18 protein-coding genes are annotated in these 17,251 nt (G+C 41.4%); 2 read left to right on the top strand and 16 right to left on the bottom strand.

Annotated elements, in window-relative coordinates:
- Positions 1–53: 53 nt before the first annotated feature.
- The 3 genes from L2748_RS00355 to L2748_RS00345 form a co-directional block, all read right to left on the bottom strand.
- A complete protein-coding gene (locus L2748_RS00355; protein ID WP_248957658.1) occupies positions 54–680 on the bottom strand; it encodes a GGDEF domain-containing protein in 627 nt (208 codons plus the stop codon).
- A 333-nt stretch (positions 681–1,013) separates the two neighbouring features.
- Positions 1,014–1,775 (bottom strand): class D beta-lactamase, encoded by a 762-nt coding sequence (gene blaOXA, locus L2748_RS00350; protein ID WP_220780784.1) that lies wholly within the window; start codon positions 1,773–1,775, stop codon positions 1,014–1,016.
- 98 nt (positions 1,776–1,873) lie between these two features.
- Positions 1,874–2,653 (bottom strand): TSUP family transporter, encoded by a 780-nt coding sequence (locus tag L2748_RS00345; protein ID WP_220780750.1) that lies wholly within the window; start codon positions 2,651–2,653, stop codon positions 1,874–1,876.
- 118 nt (positions 2,654–2,771) lie between these two features.
- On the opposite strand from L2748_RS00345, the gene gcvA reads away from it, so the two are divergent.
- A complete protein-coding gene (gcvA, locus tag L2748_RS00340; RefSeq protein ID WP_220780751.1) occupies positions 2,772–3,659 on the top strand; it encodes a transcriptional regulator GcvA in 888 nt (295 codons plus the stop codon).
- A 25-nt stretch (positions 3,660–3,684) separates the two neighbouring features.
- On the opposite strand, the gene L2748_RS00335 is transcribed toward gcvA, so the two are convergent.
- From L2748_RS00335 to L2748_RS00310, 6 genes are all read right to left on the bottom strand, one after another.
- The gene (locus L2748_RS00335) at positions 3,685–5,661 is read right to left on the bottom strand and encodes an NERD domain-containing protein kinase family protein (RefSeq protein ID WP_220780752.1); all 1,977 of its coding nucleotides are present in this window, start codon (positions 5,659–5,661) and stop codon (positions 3,685–3,687) included.
- 117 nt (positions 5,662–5,778) lie between these two features.
- Positions 5,779–6,165 (bottom strand): ribonuclease E inhibitor RraB, encoded by a 387-nt coding sequence (locus tag L2748_RS00330; RefSeq protein WP_220780753.1) that lies wholly within the window; start codon positions 6,163–6,165, stop codon positions 5,779–5,781.
- A 20-nt stretch (positions 6,166–6,185) separates the two neighbouring features.
- A complete protein-coding gene (locus tag L2748_RS00325; protein WP_220780754.1) occupies positions 6,186–6,416 on the bottom strand; it encodes an RNA-binding S4 domain-containing protein in 231 nt (76 codons plus the stop codon).
- Positions 6,417–6,486: 70 nt separating this feature from the next.
- Entirely contained in the window at positions 6,487–7,020 is a 534-nt protein-coding gene (locus L2748_RS00320) for a GNAT family N-acetyltransferase (protein WP_220780755.1), read from the bottom strand.
- A 33-nt stretch (positions 7,021–7,053) separates the two neighbouring features.
- The gene (locus tag L2748_RS00315) at positions 7,054–7,332 is read right to left on the bottom strand and encodes a peptidylprolyl isomerase (protein ID WP_220780756.1); all 279 of its coding nucleotides are present in this window, start codon (positions 7,330–7,332) and stop codon (positions 7,054–7,056) included.
- Positions 7,333–7,444: 112 nt separating this feature from the next.
- The gene (locus L2748_RS00310; protein WP_220780757.1) at positions 7,445–9,274 is read right to left on the bottom strand and encodes a DUF885 domain-containing protein; all 1,830 of its coding nucleotides are present in this window, start codon (positions 9,272–9,274) and stop codon (positions 7,445–7,447) included.
- 60 nt (positions 9,275–9,334) lie between these two features.
- On the opposite strand from L2748_RS00310, the gene L2748_RS00305 reads away from it, so the two are divergent.
- Positions 9,335–9,841: a diguanylate cyclase domain-containing protein gene (locus tag L2748_RS00305; RefSeq protein ID WP_220780758.1), complete on the top strand. Its 507-nt coding sequence runs from the start codon at positions 9,335–9,337 to the stop codon at positions 9,839–9,841.
- Positions 9,842–9,916: 75 nt separating this feature from the next.
- On the opposite strand, the gene L2748_RS00300 is transcribed toward L2748_RS00305, so the two are convergent.
- The 7 genes from L2748_RS00300 to L2748_RS00270 form a co-directional block, all read right to left on the bottom strand.
- Positions 9,917–11,164, bottom strand: a complete 1,248-nt coding sequence (locus L2748_RS00300; protein ID WP_220780759.1) for a tetratricopeptide repeat protein — start codon at positions 11,162–11,164, stop codon at positions 9,917–9,919.
- A gap of 2 nt (positions 11,165–11,166) precedes the next feature.
- Positions 11,167–11,787 carry an energy transducer TonB gene (locus L2748_RS00295; RefSeq protein ID WP_220780760.1) on the bottom strand — a complete coding sequence of 207 codons (621 nt, stop codon included), beginning with the start codon at positions 11,785–11,787 and terminating at the stop codon, positions 11,167–11,169.
- A 1-nt stretch (position 11,788) separates the two neighbouring features.
- The gene (locus L2748_RS00290) at positions 11,789–12,193 is read right to left on the bottom strand and encodes an ExbD/TolR family protein (protein WP_220780761.1); all 405 of its coding nucleotides are present in this window, start codon (positions 12,191–12,193) and stop codon (positions 11,789–11,791) included.
- A 13-nt stretch (positions 12,194–12,206) separates the two neighbouring features.
- Positions 12,207–12,731 (bottom strand): MotA/TolQ/ExbB proton channel family protein, encoded by a 525-nt coding sequence (locus tag L2748_RS00285; RefSeq protein WP_220780762.1) that lies wholly within the window; start codon positions 12,729–12,731, stop codon positions 12,207–12,209.
- Positions 12,731–14,086: a MotA/TolQ/ExbB proton channel family protein gene (locus L2748_RS00280; RefSeq protein ID WP_220780763.1), complete on the bottom strand. Its 1,356-nt coding sequence runs from the start codon at positions 14,084–14,086 to the stop codon at positions 12,731–12,733. The genes L2748_RS00285 and L2748_RS00280 overlap by 1 nt, the downstream gene beginning before the upstream one ends.
- Positions 14,086–14,868, bottom strand: a complete 783-nt coding sequence (locus tag L2748_RS00275) for a DUF3450 domain-containing protein (RefSeq protein ID WP_220780764.1) — start codon at positions 14,866–14,868, stop codon at positions 14,086–14,088. Before L2748_RS00275 ends, L2748_RS00280 begins: the two co-directional genes overlap by 1 nt.
- 569 nt (positions 14,869–15,437) lie before the next feature.
- Entirely contained in the window at positions 15,438–17,216 is a 1,779-nt protein-coding gene (locus L2748_RS00270) for a putative 2OG-Fe(II) oxygenase (RefSeq protein WP_220780765.1), read from the bottom strand.
- Positions 17,217–17,251 lie beyond the last annotated feature (35 nt).

Here is a 17,251-nt window from a genome sequence, read left to right as displayed (position 1 = left end):
ACATGCCCCGTTTGACAGCAGTAAAACTGTAGTACTCCACGACTTAAAAACAACTAACTGCCATACACTACGGTGCGGTTTCTGCCACTATTTTTTGCTTGGTAAAGTGAGCTATCTACATGTTGCAACAAGGTTTCAATAGTGTCAGCACGAGTTGGCACCAAAGACAACAGACCGATACTTACTGTATATTGTATCGCAGTATCTTGGACTTTAATTGATGATTGGCTAAGAGTTTTATGCAAACGTTGAGTTAACGTATACGCCTCTTCTACCGAGGTGTTGGGTAAAAATAACGCAAACTCTTCGCCGCCTAACCTGCCAATAAGATCAGACTGTCGGCAACTTCCTTTCAATGCTGCGGTGAAGTGCTTTAACGCCAAATCCCCAGCTGAATGCCCATATGTGTCATTGATAGTTTTAAATTTATCTAAATCTAACCCAACCACAGAAACACTTATTTGTTCTCGCACTGCATAATGCAGCAACACTTCTGCATCATTAAAAAATGCGCGCCGGTTCAATAATCCTGTGAGCGAATCAAGTGAAGCAAGTAACCTCATCTCTTTTTCAAGCGCGCTGACCTTCATCAACAACCCCATTAGATACCATGACGGAAAGGGAGCAACCACTAATGGGGTAACAATAGCGGCAAACATACCTATTTTACTGATAGCCATATCCTGGCAAAAATAAAAGACGATAGAGGTTATTAATAAAGAAGTGCATACCGATATGAAGGTAATGAATAGAACCGTACTTAAACGTCCCAGTTTATAAGTTTTTTGTGTCATCAATTCTGCCTGCAGGCGCTAAAGTTTAACAGCTCATGTACCTATGTGTATGTCTCGTCAATATCTAACGTGACGACGGAGCGGAATAATACACGAGTAATGCTCAAAGACTCACAAAAAATTTATCACCGTTAATAAACAGCGAAGCACATCGTTTATTTTAGTAAAGTCATTGGTAAAATTAAAATAAAAGCTTAGGCTACACAGGCTTTGAATCAATTAGCTGCTCATGGGTGATGCATCGATGCTTGTTAAAATATCTAGAGTAATCGCTTGGCGTTTATCAAGATCTTGTAAGCGATTTGGTGTATCGATATTTAAAGCAAAGAAAACTGGTCCCGTTGGCCATTCGACCCAGCCCACCCACCAGCCATAGCGGCCTTGCCAACCTGTTTTGGCATGCAAAATCCAATCTTTACCAGTTTCATTTATCATCAAGTCTTTGACCAGTAATTGATCTGCTTGCTTAAAAGGAAGTTGGTTTTGATATAAGGCTTGCAGAAACTTAATCTGCTCTGTGGCCGAAATAGCTAACTTACCATCAACCCAATAACTGCCGTTACTTGCTATGCTCGGATCGGCATTGCCGTAGTTAATTTTAGTTAAATACTGCTGCGCCTTAGCTTCACCTAACTGCTTAGCAAAAATATCAAATACCCACAGTGCCGAATATTGCATAGCAGAGCGCAGTGTTTGGTCTTGATTATGCGGTGCAAAACTACGCTCAATGCCATCCCACTTAAAAACCTGTAACTCATCAGTCACTATATTTGCATCCAATGCAAACAAACTATGGGGAACTTTGTAGGTAGATGCAGGCGAGAAACGTTGCTTAGCCCTATCGGTATTATACACCCACTCTTTTACTTCATTGCCGCGCTGATCAAACACAACAATAGTGCCGACGGCGTCATACTTTGCGAACACTGCTTGCCAGTCAGCACGTTCAACAGGTGTAGCCAATGCCGTTGAGGTTTGCATGGCAAAACAAATCAACAGTGCAGTCAATGGTTTTAATAAAACTCTACTGGCAAACTTAAACATGGGCTATTTCCCTAACTTAAATAGTGTATTTTGAATTATAGCCAAGCCAAAAGGTCGTATTGGCTTGATAACAATTTAAGGCTCATGGCAATCGACATCACCACAACTAAAGGTTTAATAATCTTTGTACCTTTAGTAAAAACTAGTCGTGAGCCCAATGTGGCGCCAATGGCTTGACCAATCAACATCACTCCACCTAGCATCCAAAGAACTTTACCGCCTATTGCAAAGAAAATAAGCGATGCAATATTGGTGGAGAAATTTAAGATTTTTGCATGCGCAGTAGCTTTAGCGAGTCCATAGCCAGCTAAAGAGACAAAAGCTAGCGCGAAGAAACTGCCAGTTCCTGGGCCAAAAAAGCCGTCATAGAAACCAACACCTAACGCTGCAGTAAAAGCAAATACCGCAGGAGTGAGCACTTGTTGTTGATCTTCTTCACTAATTTTTTTAGAAAACAGAAAATAGCCACCAATAGCGAGCATCAAAAAAGGCAGAAAAACCTCCAAAAACGCTGTGTCTATCATCTGTACGGCAATTGTGCCTAATGCAGCGCCCACAAAAGCACATGCGATACTGAGTTTCATATCACTAAGTTTGACCATGCCTTTACGAACAAAATAAAAACTCGCAAAAAAACTGCCGCCACAGGCCTGAAGCTTATTAGTTGCTAACGCTACCGTTGGCGGCAATCCGGCCCACATCAACGCCGGTATGGTTAACAAACCACCTCCGCCGGCAATGGCATCAATAAAGCCTGCCAGCATGGCGACAAAAAATAGCAGTGCGATAATCTCGAAAGTAAGGTCTAAAGTCATGATTTTTTATTAGTTGCTTGTAATGGCGCTATTAAACGCGGTTTGCAGTAAAAACTCAAACGAGTTATCGTTCACCATAAGTGAGTTTGTCTCACACTAAAAAATTAAGGTTTAACGAATGTACCCTCACTTACCGCCACTAAATGCACTTAGAGCATTTGAAGCTGCCGCCCGTTTAATGAGTTTTACGCTTGCAGGGAAAGAGCTATTTGTGACCCATGGTGCTATCAGTAAACAGGTTAAACAACTAGAAGATTATGTCGGTATCGCCTTGTTTATCAGGCAACATCGCAGTCTAAAACTGACTGATGAGGGCGAGCGCTACTTTGTTCATGCCCAGGCTGCACTACAAACTATCAATAATGCCACCAGCGACTTAATCACCCAGCCTCTTAGAACGCAAACCTTGGCTATTAATGTATTACCTAGCTTAACGATTAGTTGGCTCATTCCGCGCATGGAAGAGTTTAAGTCGCGTTATCCTCACTTGTATGTTGACTTATCCATCGGCGATTTTGAGGTGGACTTTAACAAGGTTAATTATGATATCGCTATACGCAGCAGCACCTCAGTCCCCAAAGCGGCTAACGTACTTACCTTGATGGATGAAGATCTTTGTTTAGTTTGCTCGCCAGAACTCGCACCAAGACTCAAGTGCCTTAATGACATCAATAAAATGACCTTATTACAACACACGACAAGGCCTAGTTTGTGGCAACTGTGGGCCGACAACGTCGATGTTAAATTAACAACTGAGAAGAAATTTGGGGTTGAGCACTTTTACATGCTGAGCCAAGCTGCTGTTAGTGGTATGGGAGTCGCATTAATCCCACGTTTCTTTATTGAACAGGAGCTTAAAAACGGCAAACTGGTGATCCCATTTACGGCAGATTTCACCAGTCCGTACCGCTATTACTTATTGACGCCAAAATCGAGCAACTTGCCGCTAAAGGTGCAATCCTTTATCGACTGGCTACTCGAACTATTCAGCCCCTATAGGCATTAGGCATAAAACAGTTGCCTTATTAAGGCTAAGAGATCACGTCTGTTTCGGCTAAATCGAACATCTCTAGGTAATTCATACCTGCATGTACACTTAAATCAAAGTTAAGCACTTTATGGCACACATCATAAAGCTTCTCGCCGAACCACTCCCTATCAAACGCTTCTAGTGCGTTAATAATCCCCGCTTGGCACAGATCGCCTTTAAGGTTCTCTGGTGCCATGGCATCGATAAAGCTCGCCACTAAGCCATATAAATCACGCTCTGCTTCTCCTTCAACTTCCCAAAGTGTCGGGTCGGCGTACTGGCAAGCATAATGACTCGCAGCAATATCTAGACCGATCCCAAAGTTGACCAAGATGGCTTTATTGGGATTACAGATGATATTTTTTGGACAAATTGCGCCGTGGTAAATATCCATTTGGTGCATGTACTGCAAACCCGTTAATAATTGGGTGAACCACATTAATGGTTGGCCTAGGCGAATCTCTTTCACTTGATCAATTGACTCACCATATTCCCACGCCCGTGCAATAAACAGGTTATCGCTTTGAGGTAGCTGACCAAAAGCCAAGACTTTTTCAATATGAGGATGGTAAACCTTCGCCAAAGTTCGGTAAATACTGCTTAGCATTGGCCAGTTAGCTTCTACTTTACAATAAATAGACACACCGCACTGATATTGTCCCTGCAGATGTTTTGCGCGCCAGAACTGACTGGTTTCTTTAGCGGCGATAAACTGCTCAAGTTTAAAGTGATGATCGATAATTGCGCCTGCAGTGATATCAATCTTTTCAGGCACCGCGTCACATACCCCGTGATCAATCAATGCCGACAAATCGCTACGCAGCGCATCTAAGTCTGTTGTAGTGCCCGCTAGCGCTTCTCGGTACCACTGATAAACCCGCGGCTGATTAGTCTGATCTGCAATAGCCAAAAAGCCTTCAGCATAAGCCCTAATATCTTCGCTACTGCTGACATTATCTTTAATGTCGATAAACTCGACATCGCCCATATCTGACACAAAGATACAATTGCTTGTCCAGCCACCCACAGTAAAGCCTCGGCGATGAATTTGCTGCAAGCCAGTAACACTTCGGCGTAATACTTCAAGAAGCTGATAGGTGGTCATTTGCTTGGAATCAAGCACATTTAGCGGCACACCTCGCGGCATACGAATAGGCAGGACTAACTGCTCACCATCTTGAATTAGCGGCGCGCAATAAGGGACACCACAACAACCAGATAAAGATTGTAAACGTTGAAATTCGCTTCTTAATTGTGCTTCATGAAATTCGGACTGCTCGCTATCAACAAATTGCGTAGGAATAAGCACCTTTAGCAGCCAAGGCGCAGTCCATTCGCCTGGATTGTACTCGGCTTGCCAAACTTCAAGGCCACTTTGAATAAATAAGCACCTAAGCTTGGTAAAGTCTTGAATTTGATTATTGCGCTTTTCAACAATAGCTACTTGACCAATAGTCTCTAAAACTAATTCTTTTTGCGTATCGGTAACTTGGTGTTTCTTTGGCGCGGTCAGCCCCCACTCGGTTGTGAGCGCTTCAACAATTTGTTTAGGCGTATAAATACTGAGTGAGCCTTGCTGCTTTTCAAGTTCGATCTCTTCGCCTTTACGACCAGTAACAAACACCATGCCTTGGCACCAAGGTGCATATACGCCCACCGGAATTTTGTGTTTGACGTTACCAGCAAGCACTCGGGCAACATAGTTGGCTTTTGCTAAGCTGTTATCAACTTCCCTTCCATCCAAGGACCAAGCGTGTAAGCCTGCATCTAATCTGCCAATGTAACCTTTAACATCGACAACATATACGCCCCACTCGCCTATAACTAATGCATCGACCTCCATGGCTTGGCCAGATTTTGTCGGGATTTCAACGTTGGTTAGTAGGATATAATCTTCTGGTAATTCATCGGCTAACAAGGAAAATGCCCAACGTTCAGCATCGTTAACCGGCGTCCCAAAACTAATCATTCTTGCCATTCTTTTCTCCTTCGGTGGCAATTAGTACTTATATTGGACTCTCCGTATTCTTAACTTTTGGGCACAAAAAAGCCACTAATATAAGTGGCTTATTACAAAATTGGTTAAACGGTTGACTTAGTGCTTACAATCATCGCTACACTCGTGTGCGTCGTCAGCAAAATCATCATCACCTTCTTGGTGTTGCATTACGCCCCATCCGTCAGTAACGCCACCAAACTCTTGCGCAAATTCATGCAAACTAATCTCTTGCTCAACGATTGTGTCGTAGGCTGGAACCATGTTTAGACAAACAATCAGCTCCCACTTGCCTGATTCGTCGTTAAGAAGCAGTTCAATTTCGCCTTCAAGATCTGATTTTCCTAGCTCTTCGAGTGCTGATTCTGCATCACGCTGATCTTCGAAAACTAAGAAAAAGTCGACATCAAGTGCTTTAGACAGATCAATACCTGCATCAGCCATTGCTTCAAGCATTTTGCCATTATCATCATCTGGAAATTGCATGTTAATCCTCTCTAAATCACTTATTCAGCAATAATCTTAACGCTTTCGCCGTTAAAACTAACCACTTCACCTGCAACCACTTTCTTGCGCTTGCGAGTTTCGACTTCACCATTAACGGTTACTTGGCCTTCAGAAATAACGTGCTTGGCTTCGCCACCAGCACTCATCATTCCTTGGACTTTCAATACTTTGTATAACTCAATATGTTCTTCGCCTGACTTTAATTTCAGCGTTGGAGTATCTGCACTCACTGTATTTCGCCTTAAATAACTAAATCTGACGGCATTATAGCACTCAATTAATCATGCGAGTGCATGCTTTCTAACACCTTTGTGCAGCGAGCAGTCCGTAAAGGTAATCGTCAAACCATTGCTCGCCAATTTTGCAGTTCTCTCGCAGTAAACCTTCCCGCACAAAACCGCACTTTTCTAGCACTTTTGTAGATGCCATATTTTGTGCAATACAGTAAGCAATAAACTTATGTGGCTTATAAGCTAAACAAGCCCAATCGATAATAGCCCGTAAGCTTTCACTGGCAAATCCTTGTCCTTGAGCCTTAGGATGGATCATATAGCCAACTTGCATCTGCTGCATTTCGGTATCGCTATTTTGTAAACCAATAAAGCCAATAAAGTCCTGGGTGTGGGCATCTTCTATAATAGTGAGTAACCACTCGCCTTCAGTAAACTCTTGGCTTTTTAATACACGCTCGAACTTTTGTCGTATCGCTGATTCGGCTTCAGGCTTTCGAACGAACTCATTGAGCAGCTCATCTGAATGAGTATATAAGAAGTTGTCCCAGTCACAGGCAACAACGCTTCTTAACCTAAGTCTATCGGTATACAGTTCGAGCATGTTTAGTCCTTCTTTCAAACAAATGACTACAAATTAGCCTCTGCTAGTCACTTCTAGAAGGTGGTAACCAAATTGTGTTTTAACTGGGCCTTGAACTTCGTTAAGCGGCGCACTGAAAACAACTTCATCAAACTCTTTAACCATCATACCTGGGCCAAAAGAACCTAGATCGCCGCCTTGTGCAGAAGATGGGCAAGATGAATTAGCTTTGGCTACGTCACCAAAGTCAGCACCATCAAGGATCTGTTGCTTAAGTTCTAAACACTGTGCTTCTGAGTCTACTAATAGGTGTCTTGCTGTTGCTTGTACCATGGTATTTCTCCCATAAATTAATTGTTATTGCCTATTTAGGCAAAATAAAACCCTGCCAGTATATACCAAATTTTATGGTACATCCCAGCAGGGTTATGACAGATTGATTAACTTACTTTTGCTTAGCAATCCAATCGTTCACTTTTAACTCCATCACTTCCATCGGTAATGAGCCTGAAGTTAAAATTTGGTCGTGATAGGCTTTCAAATCAAACTTATCACCCAACTCTTTCTCTGCTTTTGCGCGAAGCGCCAAAATCTGTAATTGACCCACTTTATAACTTAATGCTTGCCCTGGAATTGCCATATAACGTTCAACTTCAGCAACTATATCTGACTCAGCCATAGGCGAGTTGTCTTGCATATACTGGATAGCTTGCTCACGGGTCCAGCCTTTGGCATGTAGACCAGTATCAACCACCAAACGCATCGCGCGCAGCATTTCGTCAGACAACTTACCAAAGTACTGATATGGATCTTCAAACAATCCCATTTCAATGCCTAAGTATTCAGCATACAGTGCCCAACCTTCTTCAAAGGCTGTGTAACCACCAAAGCGTTGGAATTCTGGTACGCCAATTAGCTCTTGTTTAATTGCAATCTGGAAGTGGTGCCCTGGCGCTGCTTCATGCAAGGATAACGTAGTCATGCCCCACTTTGGCTGCGCTTTAAGGTTATAAGTATTAATGTAGAACACACCTGGACGTGAACCATCAACTGCCGGAGACTGATAAGAGGCACCTGCGGCAGACTGCTCTCTAAAGCTCTCTACCGGTTTAACCACGTAGTCCGCTTTTGGCATAACATTAAAGTATTTCGGTAGCTCGACATTAATCTTATCTTTAAGATCCATATAGCCATCAACTAACCCTTGGCGGTCAGTAAAGAAATACTGTGGTTCAGATGACAGTGACGCGAAAAATGCGGTTAAGTCACCTTCAAAACCCACTTGAACACGTACTTTATCCATCTCTGATAAAATACGTGCCACTTCATCTAGACCTACTTTATGGATCTCATCTACAGGCATCGTTGTCGTAGTATGGGTATTGGCTAAATGCTGATACCAAACTTTACCATTTGGTAAGCCCCACCAACCATCTGTTGCGCGAGATGACTTAAGGTAGGTGTTTTGAAAATAATCACGAAGCCCAGTCAACTCAGGCAGTAATTGCTCACCTATTAACTGAGTATACTCTTGAGTAAGTGCTTGCTTATCAGCTTCTGAAAATGACTCTGGCATCAAAGTGATAGGTGTATAAAATAAGCTATCGCTGACGTTATCAACTAATTGTGCAGAGAGTTGTGGAATGATACGTTCAACTAGGACTCGTGGCAGCACAACTTTGCTCTCAATACCTTCATCCATACGCACTTGTGCTAGCTTTACCCACTCGATAAAACCTTGCAGGCGCTTTTGCCAGTTACGATAGTCTTCTACGGTTTTAAAAGGCTGGGCACTTTCACCACTACCAAGCTGCACCATACTAATTACGGTACTGTAGAATTGGTTCATTGGCATAAAATGGTTAGGGAACGTTTCATCTGCTAATGCCACATTACGATTATAGGTGAACATGTCGTAACTGAGTTTCAACGCGTCGGGCAATTGTTCTCTGTCTATTTTCTTAACGTCTTTTAAATACTGAGTATTCAAATTATGACGCTCAGTTAAGTAAGCATGCGATAAACCATCGCCGAATTGGTCGTTATAGTCATTTACGCCCACATAGGTCGCATAGATAGGTTCGAGCTTTAATTTGTCTTTAAAAAAACGATCAACCAAAGCAAGATAAGCTTGCTCTACAGATTGAGTTTGACCTGCTTGCGGAGTTTGTGCCTTTGCTGGCGCTGTATTTTGAGACTGAGTATTCTCACTCTCACCACACGCTGTTAGTCCTAACGTAGCGCTAATCGTCAGCGCAAGTATCGCCTTCCTCATTTTGTTATTCCTTTTATTTATTGTTCTATAATTAAAGCCAAGCCCTAGGAGGAACCTAAAATGATTTATTCATTCAGCAACTCAGGTTTTAGGGATCCTGAAACAGGTGTTTATAACCAAACCTATTTTATGGAGGTGTTTAATCGAGAATGGCACCGCCATATCCGCGATCGTCAAGGTCTAGCGTTATTGTATCTATGCCCTCACATTCATGAAACTATTTCTCAACCCAAATTGTTAGAATTATTCATGAAGCAAGTTCAGCTTTCATTACTGCGCACTACAGACCTACTTGCAAGGCTCAATAATCGCTCGTTTGCTTTAGGCATCTTTGATGTGAACGACCATGGCACCAAAGTGGTTATTAGACGCTTAGAAAATAAAATTGGCCAATTTAACCAAAATCTTGTTTCGCAAAGACATAACAAAATTGATTATCGGCTAAGTGGCTGCGTATGTGTGCCTAACAAAGAGCTTTACCTAGACAAACTGTTTGAAACTGTTGAAAAACACAATCTAGCACAGCAAAACTCACAAACCGCTAGCCAGCAAATCATTCACATGTAGCGATAACCCTATTTCAAGGAAACATCCTTAAAATAAAAAAGCCCCTAAAAAGGGGCTTTTAAACTGTCACTCAAATTAAAGTGCTACGTTATGAACGCGTGCTTTTTCTTTAATGTAAGAGATATAGCTCTTTGCTGAACGTGCTGTTTTCTTATCATTAGCAGCAAGCTTGGCATACTTGTATGCTGACTTGTATTGCTTTTGGTTTAGATAAGAAAGTGCAAGTTCAAACTGCACTTCACCAGGACTCTTAACACCAGCATCCAACGCTTTTCTTAACGCTGTAACAGCAGCTTTATGCTGACCATCTAGCGATAAAATACGACCTTGTCTTAGGTATAGTTTGCCTGAGTTATTGATTGCAGCCGCTTTACCATAAGTGTTAGCAGCATCTTGCAGCTCCTTAGCATTATGATAAAAACCAGCAAGTGTAGTTAAGCTCTTTTCGTCTTCTTTGATTAATCCAGACTTCATGTGCTTAGAAAAGATCTGCGATGCATTATATGGTGAACCATTTTGTGCAAGCAGTTGGGACAAGCGTGTAATATTACCCGCTGTTTCCAAAAATCCATTCTTATAAGCCAAGTCATATGTAGCAAGTGACTTAGTGAAGTCTTCTGTCATCAGATAAAACTGAGCAAGCTGCACCCAAAGACGCTTATCATCTGGGAATAATGGCACCATTATTTCCAGTACTTTAACGGCTTCTTTATACTTCTTTTGATTGAAGTAAGCCGTAAGCTTCATTTGGTACAAGCCTTTATCGGCTTCTTTAGATAAAGATAAACCTTTATCTGCCGCTTCTAGAACCTTATCCCACTGCTTTTGCTCAGAATACGCAATACCGATACGACGGTATACTTGCGGATCTTCTTTACAGGTAAACTCCATCCACTTGTAATACATTGGGATGGACTCTTTAAACTTTTTATCTCCAATAAGAAGATCGGCGTAGAGTCTTAGAGTTTGTGCGTGGTCAACGCCGCCTAAGATATCAGCATCTACCGCAGACTTAAGGTACTTAGTAGCCGTACCCATTTGTCCTTTTTCCGCATAGAAGTTACCTAACATACGGGCGATATACGCTTTATCGAAGTCGTTTTTAGCATTAGCTTCTAGAAGAATTGAAATCGCTTCATCTAGGTTGCCTTCTGTATATGCTTCAAAAGACTTCTGTACTTTTTTAGAGGCGCTTTGGCCGACAGCTTTTGATTTACGCTTTTCAATCGGACACTTCTCTGCAGCATAAGCTGCAGGAGCAATGGCGACACTTCCACCTAAACAAAGTAACAAAGCAGCAGCTATAGAATTAACTTTAGTCATTATTATCTGCCTCCTTTATCTAGTGTGAAATCAAGTTGAACTGTCATGCCAGGTTGTTTAAGGGCTTTGCCATCAACAATTTTTGGCTTGTACTTCCACTTTTTAAGCGCTCGGCGAGCTTCTTTGTTAAATAAACGCTTAGGTTCTGCTTTGATTACCTTAACGTCTTCAACACCACCAAGTTCGTTAATCGTAAAGCTTAGTTGTACCCAACCTTCTTTACCATCACGTGCTGCAGCAATTGGATACTGAGGCTCGATTCGTACGATAGGTGTAGCATCACCATCTCGCGTCATCATGTTGCCTAGTTTAAATCCAGTATTTGCACCACCGGCATCAACTCCACCCATGCTAAATGACATATTGGTATCAATGTCAGATGAACTATCTGGTGGCGTAGTATCCGGCTTTGGCGGCTGCTCTGGGGGTGTAGGCGGTTTAGGCTTAACCCTTGGCTTTTTCTGCGCTGATGCGTCATCTCGATTCATGGTTATTTCAATGACAGGAGTTTCTGTCGAGGTTTCGTGGCGGGTTGGACCGCCACCTACCAAGAATGCCATGAAAACAAATAAGGCAAAAGTCACAGCAGCACCAATTATCAGTGATACTATTCCTCTCAGCATATTATTCATTCCCCGCCGATACAGATATCTTATCGATACCCGCAGCTTTAACGTTATCAAGTACCTTAACCACTAAGCCATGTTTAGCTTCTTGGTCTGCTTGAATCAATACTGCAGCCTCAGGTGCTTCTGCAAGCATACGCTCAACGTTTGCAGTTACACGCTCGATATCAACTTGACGGTTTTCCATCATGATGATGCCGGTGTTGCTCACACCAATAAAGATGTTAGCTGAAGGCTTCTTAGTCGCTTGTGACGCTTCAGGCTTGTTATAGTCAAGACCTGATGGCTTTACAAACGATGTTGTTACAATAAAGAAGATAAGCATGATGAACACGATGTCGAGCATCGGGGTCATATCAATCTCAGCTTCTTCTTCTACGCTTGAATGCTTTCTACGTGCCATGTTCAATCTCTCTCTAGTGGTGCGGCATGCTGTCTTTTAGCTTTGCTAAACTGATTTTCATTTTTGCATCTAGACGTGTACTAAAAAATACGCCTGATAATGCTGCTACCATTCCCGCCATTGTCGGCATGGTTGCCATTGAAATACCAGCTGCCATCATACGAGCATTACTCGTCCCATGAACTGCCATCACATCGAATACTGAAATCATACCGGTAACGGTACCTAGTAGACCAATCATTGGACAGATTGCCACTAAGGTTTTGATAATCAGCATACGTGCTGTTAAATCTTGCTTCGCTTGGGATACCCAAGCTTCACGGATGCGGTGTGCATACCAAGAGGTTGAATCCTCTCGTGCTTCCCATGCGCTAATGATTGCTTTGTGCTGCTTTGGTGATACCCAATTTAGATACCAGTAGCGTTCAAGCATCAATACCCACATAACAAACAATACACCAGCCACTAACCAGAGGATGTCTCCCCCGGCGGCCATGAAGCCCCTGACGGAATCCCAGATATCCATCAGGAATAACATTAGGCTTTCCTCTTCTCAGCGTGCGCAGCTACGATACCAGCACTTTGCTCTTCAAGTACCTGTACGATTGACTTACTACGAGCGATAACAACAGCGTGCATAAGCATTAATGGTAGAGCAGCAACTAGACCTTGAACCGTAGTCATAAGTGCCATAGAGATACCACCAGCCATTAGCTTAGGATCACCTGTACCGAACAACTGAATGCTTTGGAAGGTTGCAATCATACCGGTTACAGTACCTAGTAGACCCATCATAGGTGCGATAGCTGCTAGTACTTTGATGATTGAGATACGAGACTCTAGTGCTGGTGTTTCTTTCAGAATTGCTTCATCAAGTTTCAGCTCTAGGGTTTCAACATCAACATCTTTGTTGTCTTGGTAAGCTTTAAGTACACGACCTAATGCGTTATTACCTGGGTTATCAAGGTTCTTACGCTGTGCCTTAACTTTAGCACCTACAACGCCTAGAGTGATTAGACGCTCAATAGAGATAAGCGCACCTAGTGCTAGTAGAGCCATAATGATGTAACCAATAGTACCACCCGCTTCGATACGCTCTTCAATTGTTGCTTTTTGCGTAAAGATGTTTAGTAGAACACCGCGAGCAGGGTCAACATAAACAGACGCTGTACCAGATGTCGCTTGTGCAAATGCTGCTGCAGACTTTACTTGGTAGCCATCAGGTTGCTGTGAAAGCTCCTGAATTAGACCAAGATCTGGGTTGTAAACAACATACTTGCCATCAGCGATTAAGTTAAAAGCACCGATACGAGTTACAGTTGTGTTATTAACGCTACCGTCAATACCAGTTACAGCACCTTCGAACTTAACAACTTTTCCAGACTCAGCCATTTCAAACAGCTGCTCTTCCCAAAAACGCTCTAGTTCGTCAATTTTTGGAAGTTGCTTACGCGCACCTAGATCCGCTATAAACACGTCACGACCAGGGTACTGAGCAGAAACGTTAGAACCCGCTATCTTACCAGCGAAATCACCCGCATCACCTTTAACAACACCAAACATTTCACCCAAGTCACCTTGAGCTGTTTTTAAGTCTTCTTCTAACTGACCGATTTTACGCTCGTTATCCAAAAACGCTTGGTTAAGATCTTTACCGCGTTGACGCTCTGCAGCTAAAGCATTCTTTTCACGCTTTAGTAGTGCAGCTTTATCGCCACGCTCATTTTTAAACTCTTGCTCACGCTTTGCGTTAGACTTAGATGCGTTTGCTCGATCAACTTTAACTTGGTTTAGTAGTTGATCAATTGTTTTAGGTGCATCTGCAGCACTAGCAATACCGGCCGATAATGACAGGCTCGCAGCAACGATTGCTGTAGTGATAAACTTCTTCATTATTGTGCAGCCTCCGCAGCAGGAATTGGTAACGAGAATAGATCCGGTGCGCCTTGTTTACGAGCGATACGAATACCTTTAGTTAGATCACGAAGGTAGCTATCAGCTAGTGGATCCCAGCCTTTAGTTTCATTGTTATACATCCAAGCAGACTTACCGTCTAAGCTTTGTGCATATAGTGCGACACGGCCTAGGTTAAAGAAGTCTACAAGTACTTCTTTACCATCAAGTTCTAGCTGACCACTTTTTACTGCTAATACTGAACCGTATTCACGCTCAATTGAGTATGCATCTAGAATTAGACGATATTTCTCTGCAAGCGTTACTTCTGCGCTATTAAGAAGAGTTTTTAGGTTTTCTACACGCTCAACACGTGTTTCAGTGTTGAATGGAAGGTCAAGAGCAACAAACTGCTCTAATGCATCAACCATTTTAAACATCAATGGCACTACGCCTTGACGTAATGAATCAACGCCGTTGATATCATCTTGAATAGAATTCATTGTAGCTTGCTGATCTGCTACCAAGCCTGCTACGTAATCGTTGTAAGATTTTAGTGATTCACGTTCGTCAGCAACTGACCCGTACTCGAACAACATGTCCTGAGCCTGATCAAAATACTTATCAACTTTCTTTTGAGACGATGCAGCTTCAGTATGAATCTTACTGTCAGCGTTCTGAACGTCTGAAAGAGGATCGGCAATCACTAAGTTGCTGCCTGCTAAGGCTAGTGCGCCAATGAGCGCTGTAGCGATTTTTGTTTTATTGCTTACCTTGGACATAGTTCCCAACCAATTTGAAGTGATTAAAAAAGCTTTAACTTATCAACAACAGGGTGCATGCGCTTATTTTGCTTTAGTTCCCTATTGCCTAAGCCTGTCTTTCTATTGTGATTGTTAATTATTATCTTCCCTTTTCTACATCTTCGAGGATGTAGACCCGCTGGCATCATTTCACAAAATGTTGACCTGTGTCAACATTTTGAAATGGGTAAAACTATCAGAAAACAAGCTTTCAGCACGAAAAACAAACAAGATAGGTTTTTTGGGATAACTATTGGGGATACTCACTAACAAAGATAGATGTCAAGCTTGAAAAGGTGAAAGTAAAACATTTGATAATCAAAGGTATAGCATAGAAACCCACTCAACCTCCAAGTTAACAGTTAATTAACATCAGCTGGTTGTAGCAGATACTAAATTACAAATTACTGAAAATTTTGCTAAGACACAGTTGCCCATCAAATTGACTTAAATAGAAAGATTACAAATAACACTCGCTATAATTATTCTACAGAATCTAGATTTCCAGTAAAAAGCTTTAAAAAAATGAGCTTTGCTAAGCTCATTTTTTAAAGAACTTGAATATCAAAAGCTACACTGATTCGCTCAGAACTTTCAAGGAGAGGAGTTGTTCCATGCCAAAGGTAAGAAGGAAAAATAACTAACCAACCAGTTAAAGGCTTTAGGTAAAAGTCGGCATCTAACTTGATCCACCGACTTAACTCTGGCTGCCCTAGCTTTAGCCATCCCTGACCTTCCTTTTCGACTGCAAATGGGACATCCACATAATAACAAGCACTATACATACCCTCGCTATGATAGTGATTTTTATGGTAGCCTTTGCTCCTAAGAATAACGGACCAGGAATCAGTAATTTTGAAACTTCCAGAGTACTCAGTGAAATGATGTTGAGAAAGCCCCTCTAAAAAGTCACTAATAACTAAGGCAACTCTCTTTTCCAACTCATCAACAGTAGTAACCCCTTTATTAAATAACCGCCCTTCTGTTTGAGTCCCATAGCGTAATGATTGATCCAATGGAGCATTATTTGTTTTATGAAGCCTTTCTAAACTGCTTTTTAATTGAGAATTAAAGTGATCTTTTTCATCTTCAAAAACAGGTATGTATTTTACTAAATTATCGTAATCATTTAATTGACGATACTCAACTTCATGCCCCGCAACTTTTAAACAACTTGATAACAAAGCTTTTCCTGCCTGATTCTTTGGGTAAAGGCTTATCATTCTTCTAGCTAAACATATTGCCTCTAGAAATTGCTGTAGGCATAAATAAGTAATAGCCTTTTCATATAAAGCACATTCAGTATCTTTAGACTCTACAGAAAGACTCTCAAGAGTTTCTAAAGATAGTCGAAAAAAACCAAGTTCACGTTCCAAATGCGCTTTAATAATTAATGCTTCAGATGTGGCCTTTTTTTCATAAATATAAATCTTTATTTTTTCCAATGCTAATTCAAGTTCATCGTTTTTAATTAACTTTTTAACTAAGTCTAAGACGAGTGGGTTTGAGGGGTCCTGTCGACTAAACTCTAAATAGTACTTAAAAGGTTCAGCTTCAGCCTTTAACCAAAGTATCTTAAATAACTCATGGTGAACTTTTAGATCATAAGGGAAAGTAGCCAGTAGCTCTTTAAATACCGCGATAGCTTCTTCATCACTGCCTAACTTATGAAGTAATATTGCATAACGTAACCTAGACTCTCTGCTTTCAGGCACAAGCTTTAAACACATACAAGTGGTTGTTAAAGCGCTATCAAGAAGGTCTAAATGCTCATAAAAACCCGCTAATGTATATAGGACCTCAAAAGATGTAGAGGTTTCTTTTAAAAAAGACTCACAACAAGCGATTGCTTGTTCAACTTGATTACATTTACTTAAGCTCTGTGAATAACCTATACAACAGCCGATATGTAATGGATTTAGTTTTCTTGCTTTTACATAAGCATTACAGGCTTCACTATACAGCTCAAGGTTCTGTTCCGCCCTACCTAAGTTATAGTATGAATCAAAATGGAAAGGATCGATGGAAATTGATTGTCTTAATAAAGGTATAGCTCGGAGCTCTAATCCAAAAGAAATAAGCATATTAGCGTAAGCACAAAAGTAACCTGGTAGTTTATGCAAACTTATTAGCTTTTCAAAATAAAAAATACTCGCAGTTACGTCTTTTAAATAACGATGATTCAAAGCTATAAAGAACAAAGCATTAGGCTCTTTGGGCGCTATATTGTGAATAGAGTATAATAAAGTCAGCGAGTCTTGGTACAACCCTTTTCTGTATAATTCTATACCGCCAGTTAAATTTTTATTAACTCGAATTCTATCCATTACATTTACCAATGAAAGTCAATAAAATAAAAAAG

Source organism: Shewanella sairae (genome assembly GCF_023283535.1).
Lineage (GTDB): Bacteria > Pseudomonadota > Gammaproteobacteria > Enterobacterales > Shewanellaceae > Shewanella > Shewanella sairae.
The sequence above is the reverse complement of the archived record's forward strand: the minus strand, read 5'-3'. Positions and strand labels throughout refer to the sequence as shown.

Excerpts from the sequence above, each read along its gene's own strand:
- L2748_RS00270 (WP_220780765.1), bottom strand. The coding sequence starts at position 17,216 with ATGGATAGAATTCGAGTTAATAAAAATTTAACTGGCGGTATAGAATTA.
- gcvA (WP_220780751.1), top strand. The coding sequence starts at position 2,772 with ATGTACCCTCACTTACCGCCACTAAATGCACTTAGAGCATTTGAAGCT.
- L2748_RS00320 (WP_220780755.1), bottom strand. The coding sequence starts at position 7,020 with ATGCTCGAACTGTATACCGATAGACTTAGGTTAAGAAGCGTTGTTGCC.
- L2748_RS00275 (WP_220780764.1), bottom strand. The coding sequence starts at position 14,868 with ATGTCCAAGGTAAGCAATAAAACAAAAATCGCTACAGCGCTCATTGGC.
- L2748_RS00355 (WP_248957658.1), bottom strand. The coding sequence starts at position 680 with ATGGCTATCAGTAAAATAGGTATGTTTGCCGCTATTGTTACCCCATTA.
- L2748_RS00305 (WP_220780758.1), top strand. The coding sequence starts at position 9,335 with ATGATTTATTCATTCAGCAACTCAGGTTTTAGGGATCCTGAAACAGGT.
- L2748_RS00310 (WP_220780757.1), bottom strand. The coding sequence starts at position 9,274 with ATGAGGAAGGCGATACTTGCGCTGACGATTAGCGCTACGTTAGGACTA.
- L2748_RS00290 (WP_220780761.1), bottom strand. The coding sequence starts at position 12,193 with ATGGCACGTAGAAAGCATTCAAGCGTAGAAGAAGAAGCTGAGATTGAT.
- L2748_RS00280 (WP_220780763.1), bottom strand. The coding sequence starts at position 14,086 with ATGAAGAAGTTTATCACTACAGCAATCGTTGCTGCGAGCCTGTCATTA.
- L2748_RS00285 (WP_220780762.1), bottom strand. The coding sequence starts at position 12,731 with ATGTTATTCCTGATGGATATCTGGGATTCCGTCAGGGGCTTCATGGCC.
- L2748_RS00295 (WP_220780760.1), bottom strand. The coding sequence starts at position 11,787 with ATGCTGAGAGGAATAGTATCACTGATAATTGGTGCTGCTGTGACTTTT.
- L2748_RS00335 (WP_220780752.1), bottom strand. The coding sequence starts at position 5,661 with ATGGCAAGAATGATTAGTTTTGGGACGCCGGTTAACGATGCTGAACGT.
- L2748_RS00345 (WP_220780750.1), bottom strand. The coding sequence starts at position 2,653 with ATGACTTTAGACCTTACTTTCGAGATTATCGCACTGCTATTTTTTGTC.
- L2748_RS00315 (WP_220780756.1), bottom strand. The coding sequence starts at position 7,332 with ATGGTACAAGCAACAGCAAGACACCTATTAGTAGACTCAGAAGCACAG.
- L2748_RS00300 (WP_220780759.1), bottom strand. The coding sequence starts at position 11,164 with ATGACTAAAGTTAATTCTATAGCTGCTGCTTTGTTACTTTGTTTAGGT.
- blaOXA (WP_220780784.1), bottom strand. The coding sequence starts at position 1,775 with ATGCAAACCTCAACGGCATTGGCTACACCTGTTGAACGTGCTGACTGG.
- L2748_RS00330 (WP_220780753.1), bottom strand. The coding sequence starts at position 6,165 with ATGCAATTTCCAGATGATGATAATGGCAAAATGCTTGAAGCAATGGCT.